Annotated in this window: 7 protein-coding genes; all 7 read right to left on the reverse strand. The window is 62.6% G+C overall.

Translation table 11 applies throughout. The annotated features are described in order from the left end of the window. Window positions 1-9 precede the first annotated feature (9 nt). Window positions 10-255 (reverse strand): hypothetical protein, encoded by a 246-nt coding sequence (locus ACQR1L_RS31830; protein ID WP_434861863.1) that lies wholly within the window; start codon window positions 253-255, stop codon window positions 10-12. Window positions 256-461: 206 nt separating this feature from the next. Next, the gene (locus ACQR1L_RS31835) at window positions 462-1760 is read right to left on the reverse strand and encodes a hypothetical protein (RefSeq protein WP_434861864.1); all 1299 of its coding nucleotides are present in this window, start codon (window positions 1758-1760) and stop codon (window positions 462-464) included. Continuing rightward, a complete protein-coding gene (locus ACQR1L_RS31840; RefSeq protein WP_434861865.1) occupies window positions 1757-2917 on the reverse strand; it encodes a caspase family protein in 1161 nt (386 codons plus the stop codon). The genes ACQR1L_RS31835 and ACQR1L_RS31840 overlap by 4 nt, the downstream gene beginning before the upstream one ends. Before the next feature lie 296 nt (window positions 2918-3213). Beyond that, a complete protein-coding gene (locus tag ACQR1L_RS31845; RefSeq protein ID WP_434861866.1) occupies window positions 3214-4218 on the reverse strand; it encodes a T6SS effector amidase Tae4 family protein in 1005 nt (334 codons plus the stop codon). 21 nt (window positions 4219-4239) lie between these two features. Then, complete coding sequence (locus ACQR1L_RS31850) at window positions 4240-4434, reverse strand: hypothetical protein (protein WP_434861867.1); 195 nt, start codon at window positions 4432-4434, stop codon at window positions 4240-4242. Window positions 4435-4531: 97 nt separating this feature from the next. Continuing rightward, entirely contained in the window at window positions 4532-12442 is a 7911-nt protein-coding gene (locus ACQR1L_RS31855; protein WP_434861868.1) for a hypothetical protein, read from the reverse strand. A gap of 2 nt (window positions 12443-12444) precedes the next feature. After that, complete coding sequence (locus ACQR1L_RS31860; protein WP_434861869.1) at window positions 12445-24042, reverse strand: hypothetical protein; 11598 nt, start codon at window positions 24040-24042, stop codon at window positions 12445-12447. Between the last annotated feature and the right edge of the window lie 106 nt (window positions 24043-24148).

Here is a 24148-nt window from a genome sequence, read left to right on the forward strand (position 1 = left end):
GCAAAAAACCTACCGGCGCAACGCTCCGCCGATCCGCCAATCGATGTGCCGGAAGTTTTCCTCGATCTGCTTCAGGTTCGTGCGCGCATCCTCGCTCAGGCGCTCGCCGAGCCTGGGATTCGGTACGTCCTCCTTCGGAATCGGAGGCGGCCCCGGAATCTTCACGGGTGTTCCAAAATCATCAGCCATTCTATTCCTCGTAGGGAAGGTCGCGGTGGATGCGCCGATCACGCTCGGGCCGAATCGCGAGAACATGCACGAATCGCCTCTACCGCGCAGCAACAGGATCGAGTCTTCCCCTTAAATATCTCCTACGCCCAATGTTGGCAAATCGCGACAGATCAATTCGGCGAGCATCAACTCGTTCCTAGCCTAATATCTTGTTTTTGCTTTATTTTTCCCCGTCTCGCAAGCACGACGTCGACTGAGACCTCGCCCCCGCCGGGATTTTATCCTCCTATTTATTGCCTCGTCTGGGGACGGGAATATCTCAGTGCCGTGAATGACTTACCGGGATCCATGCGCGATGCGATCCTCGCGACGTCGGCCGACATCCCCTTGAGCTGCGCATCTTCGCCAGCGACCATCGCGAGCGCTTCCCTAAGGTGCTGCACCCCCGCCGCGAAGTAGGGAATGCCCCTCCCGTAGGCGGAATGGAGTGCTCGGACGATGTTGCCTCGATCGTCGCCATTGCGGATCATGGACTGCGCGCGGATCACCGCGACGTCGGGAAGCCAGGGAAACAATTCCATGCCCTCCTCGAAGCTTAGCTCCTCGGGCGGTGCGGACTCGTTGTTCATCAGTCTGATGTAGGAGGCCGCACAGAATACGAACGGGTTCGAAGATACGTTGCTCCTGGAAAGCATGGAGCTGCCGGCGCTGACTTGATGTACAACCTCAAGTGCAGGCTCCGGATTTCCGCGGCCGAGATATGCGAGCAAGGAAGCGCTCGTTCCGTCTCGGACGACGAGAGAGGACCGGCATAGCGCACTCGTAGCACTCTGATCGACCAGTAGCTCCGCGGCCGGGAGATCCTTGTCATGCCAGGGAAACGGAAAGCTGACGACCTCCACCCCGTCGTCCAATGCGACGACAAGCCATTGGCGCCCGGCAAACGATTTGACCGTGGAAATCTCGTAAAGCGCGAGCGGCCCTTCCCTTCGAACCGGGTTGAAGCCGGCTTCGTTGCTGCCCGCCTCGGGAGGAGAAAGAGCGAGAGCGTTCCATGCCGCTGCTCCGTCGATTTTCGCCATCGATGCAATTCTGACTTTCGGCATCTCGGCTGACGCCGTCCCAGTAGCGTCGTCCGGAAAGCGCCGGGGTGCCCTTCCCATCACGACACCTAGTATCTTGTCCAGGTAAGGCAGCGATTGCATCACCTGTCCAACGCGCCCGAGCCTGGACAGCTCGACCGGCGTGGCGACAGGCAGATCTAACTGCGGCATGGCAGCCGAATAATCCTGCCAGCGGAGCCAATCGCGGCGTGGCGGACTCGCGAAAACGACCGTCACGACGTCCTCGCCGCCCACTCGTCTTTCCTCCTGCAATATCTTTCCAGATGGCAGGATCGCTTGGATGACATATCGTCCCGGCGGTACCTCGACGCGAGCAGTCGCCGTTTTCGAAACGGGAATGGATAGTTGACGATATACGACCTCTTTCGGAGCCCCATCGGCATATCCCTGGATGCGGGTGACAGCGCCGATCGGGATCTCGTCCCCGTCCGTCAGGTCCAATCTCAAGGCGAATGCGCTCATCATCGTGGCCTGCACTTGATCCGGCAAATCGCCTCCGGCGGAACGACCATCGAAACCGACTCGTCTTCCCGATAACCAAGATGGTCTTTGAAGGTAGCGCGAACTTTATACTCGCCCCTGCTGAGGACCGTCATCCATTCCTCCGTCGGTTCGTGCTCGTCGGAATCGTAGTAGTTTCTAGGGACAACGCCAAGGATCTCGATGCATGCGTTCTTCATGGCCGCGGTCGGATCGCAACGTACATATAGCGGCACGTTGATCGCGGCAGGCTTATGGATCGGAATCTGGTAGCATCTTGCGGCGTGCGGAACCTGCACGATGTTGAGCTTTCTCGCGAGCCTCTCGATTTGATGCGACAAGACGCTCTGTAGCCCGAGAGTGCTGACGTACCACTCCGTACCGGACTGTGCGCCCCCGCCGTTGAGACCCTGGATCAGAGCATCGGTGAACAAGCTCAGCCCGCTCGTCCTCGCGTAGGCTACGGTCAGATCTGAGGTGGAATGATGCACGCTCTGCTGAGCATTTACGGGGCCGTAGGTCGTGGCCTCGATACAGGCCAACCCCACCTCCCGATGCGCAGCGTCAGGAGAAAAGGCCAAGGGATCGGGATTCTGACATGCATCGATGAAGAAGACTTGGTGCGTCGGCAGCTTCGTCTTCATAGCCGCCGCGAAGCGATTGAAGTTTATGGCACCATCGAACCGGTTTTCAGGATCGATCCCGTAGTCCCTGAGGAGTAAAATCGGCTCACCGGTCGAGACGCCGTGCCCAGAAAAGAAGAAGATGGCGAGATTGTCGGAGTGACTGGAAGCGCGCTTCAGCCAGGCGCGTATCGCAGGAACAACGTCGGAGACTGCTCCAATCGTAGGCCGGGCACCCGGAATTGTCCGCGCATGCGAGAACGGTCGAGCTGTTTCACCCTCGGATAAGACGAGCGAAACGCTCTTTAGGGGACGCCCCGGGTTATCGAAGTGGTCCAAAAACCACGTGACCAGAGCACGAGCCGACAGAGGCGGAGCAGCAAGCTGCTCAAGCCCCGCTGCGGCGATCGATTCCGCTGCGACGGCATCGTAGTGGCCGATGCCGATGACAATTGCATGCGTACCCGGGCCGGGCGATGCATCCTCGAAAATTAGAGCGGGATCAACGGGCGATGACATTTGTCGAAGAAAGGAAGGTTAAGTCGATATCTCTAAGATCTCCGGCAGCCTACTAGGCATGATCCAGAATGGCCAAGGCTCTAGCCGCGCTTATTCAGCCTCTTTTTGAACTGCGGCAGCTAGGGCCTGGCCTCCCCCGCCGGGATCTTGACCGGCAGTCGCTGCCTCGTCCAATCTTTTCATCTCCTCGCTCCGCATCGCATGTCGCCATCGAACAGTATCGGTGCTTCCCAGCACATGACGGAGGCCCTGCACGGCCTCGCAGATCATCTCGAGCCGCCGCTGGGGGAAAGACGTTACGTCAAGATCCAGAACCAGATGGGATCGGCGTTCCAATAGTCGGCTCCTACAGGATTGCTGCCGTCCCACAGGTCGATGTGGCCCTGCCCTGGGAAATCAGGAATGTTAAGGTAGGCAACCAGCCCCTTCTTTCCCTGAACGCTCGCTGGGGCGATGCCGGGCGCACTGACGCCGATGTCGTGAACGCCGAACACCTCCGCCTTGCGCAGAATGCCGGCCAGGTCGCCCGCGCCGCGGACGAAATTGTGGGGGCAAAGGTTGACCCCGCTGTTCGCAAATTTGTCCTTGATCCCTGTGACCGTCTTGTCGAGAGCCTCGCTCATGCGGATCGCACAGGTGTTCGGAAAGTGCATGGTGCAGTTATGGATCTGCGTCGGATCCGTCTTGTAGACGGCCCGGACGGCCGAAAACGCGGGCCTCGTCAGGGCAAACGGAGAGAGCATGTCGCGCAGCGCGTCCTGCAGCGAGAGCTCATCGGGCACGACGATCACGTCCTTCGGAAGCGAACCCGCCTGATAACCTCCGATACGCTCTTCGGGACCGACAAAGGCGACAACTTGCTTTCCGAGGCCCAAAGCGATTTCGAGCTCAGCCTGGGTACCTTCACCGCCCGCCAGAACGATGACCAGATCGGCCGAGGCCATATTCATGATGTTGCGCGAATCGGCACTCTTTGGCGACTTGCCGGGAAGATGCGTGAAGATGGGGAGCTCGATCCACCGGTTCGGGTAGCCGTCTTTCGGACTCAGCGTGTATGGCGACACATGTCCAAGTCTTGCTCCTGCAAAACCTTCCGCGCTTCCCGGAATGATTCCGATCGAGCGTCCGCCCCGGAACGGCGTCCCGCAGAACGACTTTGCGACGATCTCCATCGCGCCGCCCCCGCCGCCGGTCAGAAGGTCGCATCCGCGCTCCGCGATGATCCGACCGACAATCCGGGCGCGTCGATCAAGCTCGATTCCAACAGCGCCGCCGGAGGCTGCTACGACGATTTTGACCATTTTCCTTCTCCCCTCGCTTACTCACGCCGCGTAAGTGAACTCATCTTGATTGTAGCGAATCTCCTCGTTGACGGATTGACCGCACGAGTTTGGCTCGATCGGGACGACCCAGCCGCGCCACGCGAGCCTCAGTGCAAGCAATCCGTCGCGACATTCCGCACCGGCGACGAAAATCCTGGCGATCGGATTAGCCGACGGATCGACCCGGTCATGCACTTCGGATTCCTGGTCGCACGACAGTTCGTGAGCCTGAGCTTCAATAGAAGGGTCACGGGGCCTCCATCATTCACGAGAAGACTATCGAGCACCTCGATCAGCTCGGCGCCGGAGATTTATCTTCTTCAGGCTTTAGGAATTCGCTCTCCCTTTCCGGCAGATAAGTCTGTCCGTTGCGATCGGCCTTGATCACGAAGACACAATTGCTTCTGAAATCGTCGCTCGGTCTTACCAGAGTCCAGACGAAGGCGGCGTGGCGGCGCATCATGCCCCGACGAAAGTCCCGCGCCGGCTCGACGAGATCGACCCTCCACGGTAGCGGAGACTGGGCATGCAGCGGCACCGACAAGCGCGAAGCGGCTCCTTCTCCTGTGCGCAGGAGCGCGGCAAAAAGCGCAGGTGGCGGCTCGATCACGGGATCGTCGGTCAGCACGAAGCGTAGGCTGCACGACGGGATTTCCCTAGGCGCATTGGGGGCCGCCGGTGGCTTGGGCAGCAGATCGACTGAAGCCGTTGCATTTGCGCTGACCGAGTTCCAAAGCACGGCGGTGGCCACACCGTTCAGAGCCGTCTCCATTACCAATATGTCGCCGGCCGACAATCGAGCCGGTGTGCCATCGGCTTCCGTGACGGCGGCAAGCGGCAGTTCGTATACGCTGCCGAGCTTGATGGCGACCTGGTCCTTGGCGAAACGCAGCGGGCGGGACGGTTCGCCCTTTGGTTGCAGCTCGAGCCGCATCGAGGCAGCGGCGTCGTTTGGCTGCGCTTTCATGAGATCGCCCCCCGAAGCAGCTCCGTTCGCTTCGGCGACAGCCTGTGCGATATCGTCCATTTGCCTCTCGAAGCGAACGTCGAGCATGAAAGTCACGGTGCCGCGACGGTTGAGCTGGCCGCGATCCGCCGTCAGGACGAGCTTGAGATCGCCGCGGCCGCCGGGCAAGAGTTGCCTGGCCGCATCGGTGAGCTCAAGCCTCTTTCCGTCGCCAACCGGCGGGCCCGCGAGATCGCGATCATAAGCAGGATCGGCAAACAGCAAGGTTGCGGGCGTGAGCGGCAAGGCGCCACGGATCGCGGTGACAGGGTACAGCGGCATGCGGAGCGTGACGGGTGCGCGGTCGGAGCCCTGCGCAAGTTCGGGCTTGTCAGGATCGGCGACCATGAGCGGTAACGCGCCATCCTGCACAACCACGCTGGAGACGCGCGCCGACGAGGGATGAACCGTCCACTGAATTTCCGCCGCCGGCAGCGGCCCAGGCACGGAAAAAGCCGCCGCGATGTCCGGATTCGCAATCTGTCGTGTCGCGCCTCTTGGAACGAGGGTGACCGCGATCTCGGCGCGGAAGGTCTTGATCGGCGCCGCAGCATGCGGCGTCCAGTCCTTCGTCGTAGTGAAACTTGCCTGAGAAAAGGGAATGATGGCTTTTCCAAGCTTCAAGATGGCGCGCGTCTCGAGCTTACTGGCCACGCCCTCGATCAAAACCTGCCCCAGCAACTCGCGAGGCGGCGCCACAGGCGCGTCTTCCGAGACGACAATCATCCGGCACACCAGCCTGATGGTGCCGTCCCACAGATCGGAGGTGGTGCTTTGCCATTCGGGCGCAGCAACGACGCTGATCGACCAGGCTCCGTACTTCACCTCTCCTGGCTTCGACCCGACACTGACACCCTCAACGATGTCGGCCGAGCCAATCACCGCCGTAAACGGCGCAGTCGGGTCGACCGGCGAGGCCTCGATCCGCCGATCCCTGAGTGCATTACCCGTATTCGCCGGTAGGCGCGCTGGCCGAGGCGTCCTGAGCTGGCGCGCGAAGGAGGAGCCGCCCTGCGCCGGCCGGCCAAACCGCGAATACATGGGATCGAACATGCCGATCGTCCCAAGGCCGCTTAGCAGACGCGCGCGTCGCGCGGTCATGATTCCGGCGCGCTCGCCGACAGAAGCGGCACTTATTTCCTGCGGGAGAAATGGCTGGACCTCGCGGCTGCGACCGGCCAGCACGGCATCGTCGTTGCCATTGCTGGCGCGGATCGCTTGGAGCACGTCACCGACGACCGGCAGCCGCACCTGAGGCGATGCCGGAGTCAGCCATCCGATCGGCGGACCCTTCATACCCTTGGTCTGCAGCGGCAGATAGATCGGCACCTGCGTCTGTGAGAACCAAATGAAATCGCTCTCGGCCTGCGTTGATGCGAGGTCGATCTTCTCGCCGGCATGAGCGGGAAGGCGTACGCGCCTCGCTAGACCGGCGAGGCCCGAACCTTGGTCCAGACCCTTGTCGTAATCGCGAATCGGCGTGCCCGCGCCTTCGATCGCCGGAGCGAGCCAGCGGAGCGGTTCGGTCGGATCGGGGACCGCAACCGCGCCACGGCCGTGATCGGCAAACGATGCGGCAGGGCTCGTCGGGACTGGCGGCACATCGGCTATCGCCGCCGGGAACACATGCATGATATAAGTTGCCACGGACGCGCCGGAAGCCGCGGGAACAGCGACGAATGCGGCCCTGGGGATTGCGTCGCGCGCAACTGCCAGTCCGTTCAAAACGGGCATCGGACTGGCATCGCTCTCTCCCGACAGGGGGCCTGTCCAGTCGGCAACTGTCAGCTTCTCTCCCACCAGGGCAAAACGCGGCGCGGGCCTCTTCGGCGATGCCGGCAGGTCCTTGTCGCGCAGCGCCATGGCAGCTGCCAACGAAAGTGACGATGTATTGCCACGTTTGCGCAAGACCGATGCGCCGGCAACGAGCGACAGCGCTTCGACCTGCGCCGGAAGCGATGCTTCCCCCATCCTGAAGATGCGCTCAACCGTGACTGCGGAAGCGAGGAAGAACGGCGTGGATGCCAGCTGCGCGTCCTTAGTGAGATCGGCGTTGACGTAGCTCTGCTCGACCAGCAGCGCGCCGGCAGGATCGTCCCAGGTGCTGTCCTCGTTTGTCGGAGGCAATGGCAGCGATCCGGCCAGCGCTGCGGCGCGCAGCGCATCGAGCGAGGCATCGGCCGGCGACGGTGTTCCCGGCCTTGTCAGCGCCAGTAGCCGTGCAGCCGGTCCGTCGGTCCAGGACAATTCGATGCCCCGGCCTGGCAGCGTCTGCTTGATCATGCCGGCATCCAACCCCGCCAGCACCGGCAGGCGCAGCAACGGAGTAGCGGCGGCTGTGCTCAGCCGAAGCGCGCCGAGGAAACCGCCCATCACCATCAAACCTTGCGACGGCTCGTTCCAGAAGGCCTTTCGAAAGGCGGCGCCGAACGCACCCTGCAGCACGGTGGCGACCGCGCCCAGACCTGGACGGTGCATGCCGGGCTCCCTGTCTGGGGAGACATACTCGCTCTTGACGATCTTCCCCCGGTAGCGCGCCGCGAACGTGGTCGTGTCCTCATCGAAGTCGGCGTCATTCGCCGTAGGCACCGGGATCATCGCTTTCGGATATCCGACCGCTATGGTCTCGACCCCGGTCCAGCTCAACGTCTTGCCGTCACGACTGAGCTCGTGGCGCGCGGTGACCGGCGTGGTCCAGCAGGCGACGGGAGATTTTTCGGCAACCGCGGCCGCCAGCGCGAGATCGAGCCGATGATCCAGGAATGTCCAGGTGACGATATGCGATGCGGCGACGCCCGCTCCCGGCTTGACGGTGATCCGCCCGTTGCTTTGCTTTGGATCGCCCGGCAGCGGAATGGTCGGCGTAGATCCCCAGCCGATCGACGGCCAGCTGATGGCATTTTTTGCGATGACCTTGCCTGTCACCGTCGCGGTGCCCTTCCAGTCGGATCCGGAGCCCACACCTGAAAGGGTGAATCGCAACCTGGCGCCTTTGGCGTCGATCGCCTTGCCCAGCGCGACAGACGGCTCCTGCGCGACGACTTCACCTTCGCAGTGTCCAAACGCGAGGTCGGCCGTACCCGCCGTCGCGCTCTTGCACAACCGCGCGACGAAACCAAGCGATGCCATCCATGACGTGGAAATCGAGGTCTCGGGTATCGCCATCACCAGGGCGCCGTCGCCCTCGTTGATGGATACCGCCTCGAGATCGACGCTCTGTCCCAGGAAAGAGAATTTGCCGGCCCCGACATTGTCCAGCTCGATGCCGAATGACCCCGTCGGAGATGTCGGCTCTTCGCCGCGCGGCACGATCTCGATACGGTAAGTCAGTGCAAGCGACGCTCTCCTCGGGGGAGGAGGCGTGACCGGCTGGACCCGCAAGCCCGCCTCGAGCTCCGCCTTGGTCACCCGCAGCCGCCCTTTTCCCGGCGCCGGAAGGTTAGGCTGCACCGCTGCAGTGAAGCGCACGGTTTCGCTCCGGACAGTATCCTGCACAGCCTCCGCAAACACAGCCGAAACCTGGTCGAATCTGATGCCCACGCCGGCAACGTCCACCGTCAGGTCGGCGATCGCAAGATCGAAGGCAGAGCTCTCGGTCGGCTTGATCTGGGCGTTGACGACAACATTTCGCCGCGGATTCCGCTTGTCGGCAACGACGAACGAGAACTGCAGCGGCCGATCGTCGAAGCTCGCGCGCGTGCATTGCCCTTGATCGTCGAAGATCAGGCTCAGCGTCACCAGGTTGAGGCCGGGGTCTGGCAACGGCACCTGCTCGCCGAGAGTGAGCCGGCAGAGAATCGAAGCCGCCGACACCTTATCGTCCTTCATCGAGAGCGCAGTCAGCCGCAGCGGCTCCAGCCAGAAGCCGAAGAACGGAAGCTGGCTGCGGCCGAGCCGGAATGCCAATTCGGCGTCGATCGGGTTGGCGGGCACCAGCCGCCATTCGAAGCCGGCGCTGGCCAACTTCTGCTCGTCGTTCCAGATGTCGAAAGCGATATTGCCTTCGCCGTCGAGCAACGCCTTGCCGTCCTGAAATAACACGTCCTTGAACCAGAACTGGAAACTCCGCACGATGCCGTTCGCCTTGAAGCCGATCGACACCGGCGTCAGCAGCGAAACCAGGCGTCGATCCTTCATGTCCGGCAGCATCACCGGTCGCGACAAGACGCCGACGGGAGTCTCCACGGGAGGCTTGATTCCGGTGAGACGGTTGTCGAGATCGAAATAGTCGTCGCCGCCGGCCCGGTCTCTGAAAGTCGCCGGACTGAAACCCACCACTTCGAGAGGGCCGCCGTTGCTCTGCAATATTCTGGTCGCGAGGTTGGGCGTGAATTTCCCGTCAAAACCTCTGAGCACGGCATTGCCCGACAGCGCGTCGCTATTGTCGATGGAGAGGCTGCCGTAAGGCAGCTTGCCGGCAGCGACCTTGGTGCCGACCTGAATAGAAACACCTCCCCAGGTCAGACCTTTCACGAGCGTCTTGACATCGACCTTCGCGCGGTCGGCATCGCCGTCGACCGGCCTGAACGGCATCATATAGCTGTCTACGACGCGGGAATTTTGGTGCTTGCGTTCCTGGTCGCTCCAAAATTCGGCGAGAAGCGGCCAATCGAGCGCAGTTGCCACCGGCCGCGGCGGCGGCGCTTCGCGCTCCTCCTTGCTTGCAGGCCCTCCCGGTTGCGGCGGCAACGGCGCAGTCGCAAAGGCTTCGTCGAGTGCCGGCAGATCGAAGCGAAGCGAGGCGTGATACGGAACGGGGTTGTGAAGGCCGGCATCCGGAAGCGGACGCAGCTCGACGCCCGGCAAACCGAGCGCCGCGAAAGCAATGCCTCGATCCGGACTACCGGTCTCGTCAGCGCCGGGATCCGTGGGCCAGGAACTGACGAGCTTGTAGCGCAAGGCAGCGTCGACCAGCTCGGCAAAAGGCTTGCCTTTCACAACGCGGAGCGTTGCGAGCCTCCGCCACTCCTCCCCTGCGGCCTTGGTCTCGAGGGCGAAAGGGATCAGATCGCGACTCTCGAGCGGTCTAACTCCGCCGGCGGCGGCGCGTGTCATCGGCATAGCGGCCGCGAGAGGGATGGTGTGGTGACGTCGCCAGACCACCGGGGACCACGGCGGCACCGATTTGACCGCGAAGGCAGAATCCAGTGCGCCCGCGGCCATCTTGCCCTCGACGGCGGTTACAGCCGCCTGCAAGGCGGCCCGTGCCTCCTTCGGCCTGAGCAGATCGTCGATCCAGCGGTTGCCTTTGACGTTGAAATCAATGGCCAGATCGACCTGCTCCACCTCCATCGGGTGGGACTGGGGCTTGTCGTCAACCCGCGTCGTGGCGATCGCGAGCGTTGACACGTTGACCCGAAGAAGGTCCTGGGCGTCGCTCTCGAAAGGGAGATCGACGAACGAGCCCGGCCCTGCGCCAAGTCGCGGCAACGCCTCGAATGCGTCCGGTCGGTCCGCCGACATCCAGACCAGCCCGCGGGCGGAGAGGCTGAAACCGTCGATCCAGATATCGGCTTTGGCCAGAAGTGCCGCTGGGGAGACGCCGGGGCGCGGATCGGGATCGTTTGCCGGTTCGACTTCGACCACGCCGTAAAGTGCGGCTGGTTTTGCAACAGTCACGGCCCAGGGAGCTTGAGAGCCCGGACCAAATTCGCCCCCAGTTGAAAGCACGTGAGGGGGCAAGCCGAGGCGCTTCAAGCGGAAGAAGCCGTCATCGAACATCGACGTCTTCTGCTTCTCCGGCGGCCTCACCGTGAGATTCAAATCCTGGTTCGTGTCGCGCGGGCCGACGTTGGGCACCGGCAATTGCAGCCAACCGTCAGCCAGCGGCACGAACGCAGGAAGGAGCGGTCGCGCAAAGGCTGGTCCCGCCGGCGAACCGGGTTCGACCGGCGGCACGGGCGGCGGATGCTCAAGACCGTAAGCACTCCGCAGATTGGTCGCGAGCTGGTCAACATGGACACCAAGCGGCTGCAATGTTCCGAAGGTTGCGGCGATCGACTTCGGCAGGCAGGCAATCCTCAGGGCCGACGGCGCCGTGGCCGTCGCCGGCTGCCCAAACTTGAATGTCACCTTGCCGGCACTCTCGGTTGCGCCGACCCAGCCGGTCGCGAGCGGCGCGACGCCGTCAACATCGCCATTCTCACTGGGGCTGACCATTTCGACGCGCAGCGCGCGTTGGGGTACCTCCAGGGGACCGAGCGTGCTGGGGACGCCGTCCTTCATCGTCACCGACCAGCGGAAGCCGGGGATTCTGCCGTCGTGGGCGGCAGCGAATTTCAATCCCAGCAGATAGTCCTCGCGGTTTTCGCGAACCGCCGGCGTGATCCTGGTCCAAGCGTCACGCCATTCTTTCTCCGCTCCATCAGCGGCCGAGAGCAGGTTCAGAAAAAACCTGCCTTCTTCGTCCGAGGAAAGGAGCACTCTGCCACGTAACTCATGCCCCCTGGAACCGGGAAAGGCGTTGAAACGCGCGTCGAATTCGATGCCGTCAGGCACCAGCCAGATACGGGCCCAGACCGCATTGCCTTCCTTCGTGGATTCGATGCCGAGCTTCGTAAGCCAGGCCAGTCCGTCTGTCGGATGCCCATTGGCCTCCATGAGGGCGCGCAAGCCGACGCGCCCGGCCACCAGCCGCAGCGGCGGCACCGGAATAACCTTGGAATCATCGCTGGGCGGCGGCCACTGCCGATCGTCGACCGGCAGCGGCTCGACAACGGTGCGTACGAACGGTGCCTTGCGCGGATCGACGCCGGTTGATGGCTCGTCCGCTTCAGCGAAGGTCTGGAGCACGGCCCCTTTCCGCGCCCGCACCTCGATGCGCGAGGTCTGCGAGAAGGAAAAGATCAGGCGATCGGCATCGCCGGCGCGTTCTGCGTAAGCCGGGTTGGTCGCGCCGACCAGCAGATGGAGGTCGATCAGTCGCGGCCGCCGCCACGGAGGACCGCCGGCGCCTCCGGCGCGAGGCTGATCGGCGGTGAGCAGACGAAGGGGATAGACATGATCCGCAGTGACTCCGCTCGGCCTGTTGAACTCGTCAAAGGTATTCTGCCGCCCGAAATAGGGTGCTGTGGCCGACAGCACCCAGAAGAACCGCGCATCACGCTGGGACTTCTGCGCCGAACGTCGCGCGGCATGGCCGGTCAACATCACTTGGCGGAGCTGCGGCTGATCGCCGTCGATAATGAGGTCGGCCATGACTAACCCTCGCTCGCAAAGGCGGCCCAATCGGGCGGTGCAACGTCGGTCTCGATCTCGCCGATCGCCTCCCAGTCGTGCACCGGGCCTTGGATTTCCGACCTTTGCTTGGACATGTCGATCGCGTTCCGCCGGTCTACGGCGCGGATCCTAAACTCCTCCGCCGCACCAAAGAGCCGCTCGCGGCAAAGCCGCCACAACACGCCGCCCTTCTTGCCGAATGGGTGCTGATCGAGCGCCAGCACCCCGTCAGCCTCGGTCTGTGTCGGCAGGTCGGATACAGTCAATATCTCCGCGCCGGTGCGTTCGACCATGAGCGTCAGCGGCAGCGTCGTGTTGATCGGCGGCAGGATGGCGTCGTCAGCCGCCGATGTCAGCAACGCCAGCACCCGGTAGCGTTCTCCGCTCAACAGAGCGAGATCGGGCATCGCAGGACCGGCAATTGCGTCCGCTTCGACTTTCAGATTTCCGGCCATGCTCTTTAGAGCTTCGGCGAGACGTCTGTTATCGTCCGACTGATCGAGGGTGTCGGCGGCAGTAAGAAGAACATCGCTGGCATCGACAAAGCGCTTCTTGAGGGCGGCAATGTCGGGCAATCCCTCGAAGCCGAGCTTGAGTACTAGTCGTCGCTCCGCGCGCAGCAGCGCGAATGCACTCGCTTTTTCATTGAAATCCTTGCGAACAGGATCCTGTTTCGAACTGTCTGGATCCTTCGGTACGTAGCGTGCCGTTTGCTCGTGGACCAAGCCGTCCGCGCGCGGCGCCAGCGAGAACGCCAGATGGAATTGCCGGCCGGGCTTTGCCGGACCGGGTCCGAACGCCTTGTCGATCTCGTTTGTCGCGACCACCGGCCATCCGGCGGCACGTGTTGTATCCGCTGCTGTCGGCTCGAACCGAGGCCCACGGCAACGCAGGACGATCGGAACTGGGGCCGCTTGGCCGTCGGCCTGCGCATCGGGCCGCGCCACCAACTGCACCGCCGCGTCCTCTTCTTCGAGGAGACTGTTTTCGGCCGCGGCACCCGACGTGCCTTGGCGCAGCAAGGCGTAAGTCACGTTCGGATCCGGCCACCACACGACATCTTTGCGGGCCATTCGATCGTTTGGATCGGTCGCGATCCATGACCACGCTTCCTCTACCGCCAGATCGGCGTGCGAAATGAGGCGTACACCTCCGACCTGGATGCTGGATTTCTCGCCCTCGCCCTCCCGCACGATCTCAATGGTGGGGCTGCCAAGCAACTTCTCGACTTCGCGACCCTTGAGGTTCTGGCGGGGCGTCTCATCCTGCAGGGCAGAGACCACGTTGGAGACGACGAGGCCAGCGCGTGCGACGGCGAGCGCGGTGACCCGATAGTGCGGAGGCAGGTCGTCGATGCGCCAGATGTCGGCGCCCTTCCAGAGCGACGGGTAACGATCCGCGACCTCGCCGAGCGTCTTGCCATCGATATCGTTATCGCCCAGCGGGCGCTTCAGCGGGCCGACCTTTCTCTTAGGATAGAGTTGGACGTCGTCAGGCCACGTATCATCGGCCCTGACGTGCCTGAGCCGATCCGGCCAGTCGCGGTCACGGTATTCGCGCGCGAAGGTCAAGGCCGTTCCTTCGGTGCCCAGCCGGGCAAACAACGAACGATTGGAGAAGGCGAGCGCTTCCTCGCCGTGTCGGGCCACGACTAGCTCCCATGTCTTCCTGGCAATGCCGTCGTCTTTCCTGGCCGTGAGACGCGATCCTAGGATGACGGGCGGTTCGATCCTTTCGGTGCGCGGCGATACGGCGACCGCGTAACCGATCGGCTTCTTGAACTTGTTCGCGTCGTCCTTGTTGCCCTCGAGAAGTCCCCGCGTCACCAACCGCTCGCTGTCCTCCTGGTCATCGCCGTAATAGCCGGCGCCGAGCGCGAGGTTCTGATAGCGCGGGGTCGGGCGCACCGCATAAGCGCGCGCATGTGCCCAGCGATCGGCGTGGAGGAACGACAATGTGAGCATGCCGTCGGAGTCGGCGGCAAGATGCCACGGCTGCGCCTTGGTCGGAGCAGCGAGCGCGTAGGGAAGCTCGGGCGCTTCGCCTGCTACTGCACCATGATCGAGGAAGCGCTGCGACCATCCGAGATAGGCGCCCATCACCTGCTGGTAGTCGTCGTAGGTCGGCGGCACCAGCCGCCCGTCTGAACTCCTCGTGGGCCAGGCGAAATCGGGCAAAGCCGATCCCAGGTTTCGCCATAGCGAGTCGAACGCCGCCCTGCTCGCGGGCGTCGATTTCGGCGCGCCAACTTCGATATTGCCCGGCCGGCTCGCCTCGGCGACTGCCATGACCGACCAGACGTCGGCCTTGATCGCTCCGAACAGCTCGAAGGGCGAGCGCCCTCTCACCGTTGCAGCGGGAGTGTCCAGCTCAACCAGAACCGGCACGCCGTCGTTTTCGTCAGCGAAGGGCTTGCCGGGAAAGTCGACGGGATCATCCGACGGCGGATCGAAATCTTTTCGTTCATCGATGATGAACTTCATCAGGTCCTTGAAGAGAACGAACGTCTCCTTCTTGACCGCCGGGTTGTCGCCTGCTGCTGTCGTGGTGACTATGCGCGCCCGCACGTTCAGGGCCGCGTCAAGATCGATGGTCTCGTCCCCCGCCACACGGAAAAACAGACTGAGACCCGGATCGAGCTTGTTCGAAAGGACTCGCCCCTTCGGCCAGGTAGTGGCCTGCAGGCTTGCGGGCGCGGATTCCATCTGGCCTAGCGGAGCCGCCGGCCCGGGCTCCGGCGGTCTGACCTCGACGATCCTGCCGTCAACGGCGCGCAAAACCTCGAACGTCGATTTACCCGCCTGGTTTTCGAAGCAAAGATCGTAGCCGGAAATTCTGATGGTTTTCCATATGTCGGGATTTGATTTTGGATTGCCGGCCGCGATTTGCGCTGACGGCCAGTCCGCTTTGGACCAGCCCATCTCGAGCAGGTAGTACTTCCAGAACTTCGCCGGTCGCGGCCGCAGCGACAACTGCGCCAGCGCAAGCCCGTCATCGTCAAGGTTCAGTCTGGCGACTTCGCCTTCGACGCCCGATGTCGGCAGAAGGGCGTTAAACGGCCCCTCCGTCCGATCGCTGCCCGGCTTGAGGAGCACGTCGACGAAGGGGGCTCCTACGGCTTTCTCGTCATCGAACACGCGACGATACCGTCTGGCGGCCTCTTTCATTACCGGTTCGATCAGAGCAAGGAGTTCCGAGGGCAGAACAAAGCGGTCCTGATCGCGGTCATACAGTCTCAGCGTCACCGCAAGGCCGAGCTGGTGCAGAGCAGCCCAGCCATAGGGATCCTTCTCGGCCATCGTTGCCGAGAGGAAGCCGGCAAGATCCTTGGCATCGCCCGGTGCGGCACTTTGGGGAGTCACGACATATCGCCGGTACAACGCCTTTTGCGTGATTTCGTATTCAAGCTCGCCGACGACCTCTTCGAGAAGCGGATGACGGAACGTCTTGAAGTCAAGCGGCTCGATCCACTTGCCGGTTTCGATGTTAGCGCCGCGGGTGAATATGTTGCCCGTAAGTTCAACGGCCAAGCCGTCGAGCGCGGTACGATCCTCGGTGAATCTCTCGACAAGGGCTGGAGACGGTTTCCAGCCGAACCCGAGCAGCGCCTCCCGGAGCAATCGAGCCGAGAACCTCTCATCTTCGTTGTTGACCCCGAACTCGCAATGGCCAACGTTCGGGTAGAAGACGAGTGGGCCCGGATCACCGTTGGCGGCCGCCAGTGCCGTATGCTCCCACCCGCAGCTGGCCAAGGCCACTTCGACGGAGGGCGCGATCGACAGCAGGGTCTTTTCGGCCCGGCTGCCCGCCGCAGCCACAAGCTGCGCCCGCACGGCGGATGGTCGTCCATTCCGCATCAGGTCCGTGACCGCACCTTCCGGCGCGGTCGCCATCAGCCGGATGCGCGGCACCCGTTCGGCGAAATGCAAGGTCGATTCGGCCGGCGAGTACCAGGGCGCGCGGATGGGCTGCGATTGCCCCTCGCGCCCTTGGGCCCGGTTCAGCAGCCGCCAGGTTTCGCTGGGATAATGGGCCTGCCAGCCCTGCCAGTCCCTGTTGTGATCCGGCATCAAGCGCGCCATTTCAGGCGAAACTCTTTCAACGCGGGCGACACGGCGGGCACGCCGCCAAGTCTTGGCATTGTCCTCGAGCTTTATGGTGCTGGTATCGAGCCGTGCCAGATCATCTAGGTCGAGTTCGTGCACGTCGTAGCCCGCGACGGCCGTTTGGTGGATCTTGTCGATGCCGGTCGCCGAACTCGCATCAAATCCGGAGGAAGCAGCGAACGAAATCCGGGTCAACACGCGCCGGTCGGCGTCCCGCACCAGCGCTGGCGGCTCGCCCTCGGTCAGGCATTTAAGGCTCCCGAGCGCACCGGTCGGCGGGACACGGAAACGGGCGAAGCCGGATTCGGCGCGAACCTGTCCGGCAAGGTGCGGCGGCATGTCGAGATGGACCGGCCATTCGAACGCCTCCGGCCGCATCAAACCGATATCCAGCCCCGAATCCCGGCCAGCGAGCGGCTCGACGCGCACTTCGATCGCGACCGGAGTCCGTTTCGAATTGAAGGTCGCCACGACCTTCGGCCGCTTCGGATCGCTTTCATCCATTACTGTATGGAACGTCTCCAGCGAAAAGCGCGTCGCAATGCGTTCCTTATCTCCATTCTCGCGACGCCACAGGCTCGCCAGGAAGACGTCGCTACTGCCGATGCCTTCCGGATCTCTGTCTTCCGGTTTGAGCTTGCGGACCGGCGGTCTCTTGTCGAACTTCAAGTCGAATTCGTTGATCGTCGGACCATCGAGTCGCCGCCACAGCGGAAATTTGGCAAGCGTGTCGTGGTCGGGCTCGATCCAATCAACGTCGGTATCGTCTGGAATCTTTCCGCCGCGCCGTACGTCGAAGAACAGATCGCGATTCTTGTCCCTGAAGTTGACAATCCAGATCAACTCGTCGGCGGTCGGCCCAACTCCCGAAGGCAGACCGAGACGCCGATCGGTCAGGCCATCGGTGCCGTAGTGCCCGGAGGGACGTATCGATTCGGGGTCGGCTATAAGCCGATAGTTGCGCACCACGCGCAGAGGGCCGCTGCTCCAATCCTTTTCCGAACGGAACGGATCTCGCAGCGCCATCACAACCCCGACATTGCCCTTCGGAGCAAGATCCGAAGTCCAGGCGACGTCTCCCTTCACGCCTTGTCCCATCTTGGTGACGACAAATCGCAATTCGGCTTCCGCTGGCCTGATCGGAGGTTGCGGTTTGGGTACGTCGACCAAAAAGCTTTTGGGCAAGCCGCGCGTACCCGCGATATCGACCGGCGTTACCGTGTAGGTGACGGATACGGAATTGTCCTCACCGATCAGATTGACCCAATTGACCGCCGCCTGCAGTGCATGCGATTCGTCGCGCGCCGGCAGCATCGCAGCACGCAGATCGGCGGCGATATCGGCGAGGTCGTCCGTGAATTGCCAGTCCGGGCGCAAAAGGGTGACGTTACCAGCATCATCGCGGCCACCGATCGTGGATGCCGGCTTGATCTTAACGACGCGCGGTGTGAATTCCTGGCCCTCGATCGTACGCCTGACCTCATAATGGTGCAGGAAATGTTCGGGATCATGGTCGTCACCGGGGAAGGCCAACTGTAGTCGCCAGTCGAGCTTGATCCCGTCCGCCGCGACCGTAGAGCGCCCCGACGCAAGAACCGGATCCTGCAGCTCGAACCAGGTTTCCTTCGCGTTGAAGAGCGTGATTTTGCCGCGCTTGGCTGCAGGTATTGCGGTTTCGTCCTTGTCGTCTCTCTCCAGCTTCTCGATGTAAAGGTTCGCGAGGCGCGCCAAATCGGCGGCCTTGCCGCGGAATACCAGTCCGAGATGGGAGACATGGGCGAAGGTCTCTTCGCGCAGACCCGTCTCGGCGAGCGCGACGAACTGCTCCAAGAACATCGATAGCACCGTCGAACGCGCCTGATGGACCGCCTCGACGACGGGATTTTCCGCAGCCGTCGCCAGGCGGGCGCGCTGCGCCGTGTCGCGCGCCGCGATCCGCTCCTGCTCGGTGACACCTTCGACGTCTTCCGCTCGGTCATGCCGTCGCAATGGCGGCTCGCACCAAGCCGCCAACGTGGCTCGGTAGGGCTGGTTACCGTCCCCGATTCGCCATTCCGTGTCGGTCAAGAAGCACTCGTCGAACAGGTGGGCGAGCGTAAACTTTTCCCCGCCCGTTCCTGCCGGCTGCTCTGTCTGGACCGGTTTGTTCCACCTGACCTTGATGTCCGCTTTCGTCGGGTCGCTTTGCCCCGCTTTGACCGGCTGCCAGGTGATGGTGACCGCGTCCCAACGCTCGATGCCTGCCTGGTTCCAGTCTCCCGCAGGCCCCCGCAATTGATAAGCAGGCGCATCCTCCGACCGTTCGCCGCTGTTCGATTTGAACACCGTGGGCGCGGCGTAAAAGCTGGACCGGTCCGTGACGTCTTTCCCAGGTTCGCGCGGCACCAGCAAGGCATAGCAGTCGTCGTCGTTTCCGACCCGATGCAGCACCAGCCAGAAATCGGTCGGCTGCGTCGCGGCGCCGAATTGAGCCCGGTACTGCGACGGCTTGAGCGACGGATTGGCCGGATTCGGCTTGACCACCTGCTCTGGCGACGGAGCCTTTGCAGGCGCTTCGGCATTCCTGGCGTCGCTTTCGATCCGCTTGTCGCCGCTGCTGCTTGCCGCCACCGGCGCGGCATCGGGCTCCTCGGCGGTGATCGACATCGCCATGAAGCGCTGCACACGGGCACGGGCTTCTGCGAGCTGGGAGGCGCCGAGGGTAAAGCCGATGCTGACCGAGAGCGTGCAGCCGAAAGCCGAGATTGCGACGCGCGCATGCACCTGGGCACCGACGCCCTCGGTCGAGATGACCATCTCCACCGAGGCCGAAAGCTGCAGCGAACGCGAGAAGCTGATCCGGATCGTGAAGGACTTGAAGCCAAGGTCGACTTCCAGCCAGGCGCGGATCGAAATCGCCAATGACGCATCCAGAGCGATCAGGCCGTAGATTAGCGAGCCCTTGATCCGCCACGACAGATAGCAGATCACCCGCGCGACCAGATGCGCGTCCAGCGATGCCTCGCCCGCAACGCCGACGGGCCCGATCTGAAGCGCCCCGCCGAAACGGAAAAATGCATCGGCCTCGATGTTGTAGCCCCACAGCAGCCCGTCGTCGGCCGCGCGGAAGATCATGCCGCCCCGAACCGTCACGCGCATGTTGGGCTCGTTCATCAGGCGGACCACGAGTTGGTCAGGCCAGCCCATTTCGTAGTGGAACAGGCCGGGCTTGATGAACAGGGTGACCGACCAGTCGATCGAGCGCAGCGCCTTGCGCAGCGGCGGCTCGGAGTCGCCGGTTTTTGCCAACGCCGGGATGCGATTGCCGATGTAGCCTTGGCTGTCGCCTATGGCGCGGGCAAGCAGCCGCTTGTGCGGCGCCGAAATGTACAGGTAACCGCGGAGACCGGGATTGCTCCGCAGTTTGTCCTTGTCGTTGAGGTAGTCGATGTAGTTGGTGCCGAGCCAGCCGCGCAGCCCCATGAATAGGGTGAAGTCGGAACGGATGGCGGCCACGAGATCGAAGAGGAACGGATTTTCTGCCGCTTCCTCCGCTTCTTCCTTCCAGGTCGTCTCCGCGGGATAGGCCTGGATCGCCCCCTTCAACGCCAGCGTGACGCGATCGCCCTCGACCTCGGGACGCCAGGCGGAGAATTTGTGAAGGTCGCCCTGCCGCTTGGAAATGTCGTCGAGCGCGCGGATCAACTTCGGAATCGAAGTCGCTCGATCCGCGGCGGCGAGCGCCTCGAGCGTGTAACGGAAGCCGAAACCGAAGCCGACTTCGCGCAGATAGAAGGTCCAGACGACGGCCGGTATTTCGACCGCCATCTGGCGCTTCTCCGCATAGAAGAAAAAGGACTTGCGCCGCTCCCCCGGATGATCCTCCCGTTCCAATTCGAGAAAACCCAGGCTTGCGGCAAGGTTGCCGAATCCGGGAATCTCCAGTTCGCCTTCTCCCAGGAAGCCGTAGGTATTGTAGCCGGGCGGCGCCAGCTCGGTGCCTTCCACGGTCGTGCCGGGATCGACCGCAAGCACGGCACCGCGAACGTGGATCGCGCCTTTAAGATTGAGATCGATACCCAGCCCGTCCGCCCTGATGCGGGGCAGCGACTGGCCCTTGGCGGGCGGCGCAATCCACAAGCCGTGAAAGTCGATCTTCGGCTGCATGATGTCGCCGATTTCGACGAACTTGATCTGGCCGGATACGTTGACCGCCGGGTCGCCCCCGAACTTCGGAGAGGCCGGATGGTAACCGAAACCCCGTATCTCAAACGAGAAGAGATTGAACAGGCTGAAGGTCTTCTTGGGATTGAGCGCTTTCTGAAACGAGATGTGCTTGAGCAGAACCCGCGGATCCGCAGACAGAGGCGTGCGCTCGAGGTTCATCTCGACGCCATCGAGGAACTGCAGCAGCCCGCTCTCGAACTCGCCAGATTTCGGCGTGAACCGCAACGAACCGGTCACGAGATAGTAGAAGTGATATCCGTTGTCCTTGACGAAGGAGATGTCGAGGTCGGTGATCGTGAGCGTGAAACGCGACGCGTGACAGACGATCGGGTCTCCCTTCTTGTCGAGCTCTACCTTGCCCGATTGCAGCACGATGCCTTCCTTGGCATCCTCGCCGAACGTCAGCGCCACGGTGCAGTCGGCATCGCCGATCAGTTTCGGCGGCAGCGATCCTCGCCCCGCGATCGACGCCGAGACCAGCCGACCGGCCTTGATCTCCAACGAGCCGGCGGTGAAGCGGAACGGCACGTCGATCCCGTTCATCTGCACGGCAGCGTCGCGGACCTTGGCCTTCAGATCGAGGCCACCGGCGCTGATCTTGAAGACCTCGACGTCGAACACCACACCTTTGCCGTCGGAGGACAGGCCATCGAAACGCAACTCCATCCGGGCGTTCGTCGCGTTGAGCTCGAAGCCGCTCTGGCCACCGGTGAATCCGAGCTGGAACATGTCGACCGGCGTGTCGGCAAGGCGTTCCTTTTCATTCTTCTGCTCCACGACCCAAACAAGGCCGAGCGCATGCTCCTCGATGCGCCGCGACTTGATTGGAAACAGCTTCCCCGCCTCGACAGTGACGTCGAAATTGTCGAGGCTGAGCTTGGTTTGCAGCGTGACCTCGGTTTCGACCCCGGCGGCCTTGAGACCCAGAATGAGGTCGATCTCCGCAAAGCGATCGTGGATATTGGCCGTCGTCTTGGTGTCTTTGACCCAGATGACGTTGGACAGCGAATTCTGCAGCTTGTCGAGAAAGCTCGGCTGCTTCGGACCGCTGGTCGTTTCCTTTCCGGGCTCGCCCATGCCCAACAAGGGCAGGATGCGTTTCTTGTCGAACTGGACGGAAACGTCGAATTTGTCCTGAATCGGCTTGAACACGAACGCACCGGCGGCCGTTTTGGCCTTGATGCTGGCCGACGGTACAGGCAGTGGAAGGTCGGTCACCTCGCCATCGAGCCAATGGAGAAATATCGGGTTGCCCCGATTGAGTCCGGCAACGACCACGACGAGGCTGCCCGCGTGCGCACTGTCGAGAAGGTTCAGGTCGAGCTCGAGCAGCGGCTTTTCCGCACGATCTCCGGTGCCCGCGTCGGCGTCGCGCACCGGTTTCGTGGTGCTTGCTCCCGCGGTCGTGCTCTTCAGCCATAGATCGGTCGACAGGCTCGCTGCGGTCAGTTTCGCTCCGCCGGCCGCAACATCGTGCGTCAGGGTGAGATAGGCGCCGGGCTGGCTGACGAAGTCGATCAACAGCCCCGGCTGCCAGGCGTTGTCGATGTCAACCTGCACGCCAAGCGCGCCGCCGGCGATCTTCCTGCCAGTCGCTGGTGCCGGCTCCGCCACCGGCGGCAGGGTGATCAGAATCTGCCTGAGTTCGATCGGATCGGTCGCGATCCGGATTTCGACGACAAGATTCGGGGTATCCTTGCTGAGATTCCTGAGTTCTTTCAGCGCAGCGCCGATCAGTTCGGCGATGCCGGATAGAATCTTGGATACCAGGTCGGCAACGTTGTCGACGATCTCACCCGCGACAAGCACGGCAGCCCGCGCGACCGCGGCCGCCATCTTCCCGATGATTACTATGATCTCTTCGGCCTGCTTGGCGGCGGAGGCGACCAGCTCGAACATGATCTTGACGATCGGAGCCGCTTCGCGCGCAACGGCCACGGCCGTGTCGGCGATCAGTTGGATCGGATACGGCTCCACCAGGCGTAGTTCCGTAACCTGGACGCCTTTTGGGGACAGCTTGAGCTTTCCGGAGAAGGCGAGAAACGCTGTGGGATCGTCATGAACCCGAACCATGAGACGACGGAAACTCACATCGACCCACAACGACTCGCCGCCGGTCGATACCGACGGTACAACGGTCAGACCTTCCCAGGACACTTCCAGCGGCCCGAAGCGGGACGTGCCGGGTTGGACGTCGAGCGGATCCCTGACGGTGATGGTTGCATCGACGACGAGCTTGGTCGCCGTGGAGGCAAACCGCATCGCGTCGAACGTTGCCACCGGCGTCGGCCCGCCGCCCTTGCTCTGCTTGATCGTCGCCTTGAACTTGGCGAGCTTGCCTTCGATCAGTGCATCGGCCCAGTCCCCCTCGGCGAGATCCTGCGTAACGACGGCCCAGTCGATGCCGCCCGCGCCTCCCGGTCTCACGCGCAGCGCCAGCCGCGCTTCCTCGTTGGGACCTGGAGCAGGATCCTGTTCGAAGACGGCTTCGATCTTCGCCGCTTCAACCTTGCTCACCAGCCGCTGGAAGGCGCCGGCAAGTCCGTTTAGCGCGCCCTTCAGCTTCAGCGGACTGTGAATGGACGGCAGATCGAGTGAAGGCAGCTCGAATTCCGGTAGGCTGATGTTGAAATCGTCGATGTCGATGCGCAACGTCGCGCTGGTCTCCATCTCGACGATGCACACCAGCGAGACCGATCGCTTGACGGCACCAATAGAAACGCTGGCGCCGCCGACCACCTCGCACCTGCCGCTGAACTTGATCTGCGGTGGATTCTGCTCAAGCATGCTTTCGTCGAGCAGCCTGAGCTTGATTGATCCGCCCGCAAAGGCATTGCCGCTTCCGAACGGAGACGCGACGCCCAGAAAGACCGCGCCCGCCGCAGAGATCTCCACGACCCGCAGGCGCCGCTGGGCTTCGTGTAATAAAGCGACAAACTGTCGCACGAGATTAGCTTTGGCGGCATTGAGAGCAGTGGTGATCTCGCCGTTGAGTTCTGCCTCCGTGCGAAATCCGCTCTTGTCGTCCTTGATCAATCCGGCCGGAACGTCGATCGGCTTGGCTAACGCGACGCCGACACGTTCAGTCCCGTCAGCCTTGACGATGACTTTCGTGATTTGAAATACCGCGCGGTTCAGCTTTTCCGGCGAGGGACCGTCGTACTCGAATATCTTGCCCGGCGCCCCTGCAGCGACATCTCCCTCAAGCTGAAGCTCCCAGCTCAACCCGCCCGGAAGAGGTCCGCCAAATGCCCTCAGCCCTGTCATGGTCTCGCGACACGCCCCCAAAATGAACTGGCAAAGAAATGAAATGGTGAACTGATGTCGCGGGATCCTCCGATCCGCTCAAACGCTGCTGCACTGCAAGCTAAAA

The sequence above is a fragment of the Bradyrhizobium sp. HKCCYLR20261 genome, assembly GCF_051168435.1.
GTDB lineage: Bacteria > Pseudomonadota > Alphaproteobacteria > Rhizobiales > Xanthobacteraceae > Bradyrhizobium.

Coding starts and splice junctions, on each gene's coding strand:
- ACQR1L_RS31830 (WP_434861863.1), bottom strand. CDS start 255: ATGTTCTCGCGATTCGGCCCGAGCGTGATCGGCGCATCCACCGCGACC.
- ACQR1L_RS31835 (WP_434861864.1), bottom strand. CDS start 1,760: ATGATGAGCGCATTCGCCTTGAGATTGGACCTGACGGACGGGGACGAG.
- ACQR1L_RS31840 (WP_434861865.1), bottom strand. CDS start 2,917: ATGTCATCGCCCGTTGATCCCGCTCTAATTTTCGAGGATGCATCGCCC.
- ACQR1L_RS31845 (WP_434861866.1), bottom strand. CDS start 4,218: ATGGTCAAAATCGTCGTAGCAGCCTCCGGCGGCGCTGTTGGAATCGAG.
- ACQR1L_RS31855 (WP_434861868.1), bottom strand. CDS start 12,442: ATGGCCGACCTCATTATCGACGGCGATCAGCCGCAGCTCCGCCAAGTG.
- ACQR1L_RS31860 (WP_434861869.1), bottom strand. CDS start 24,042: ATGACAGGGCTGAGGGCATTTGGCGGACCTCTTCCGGGCGGGTTGAGC.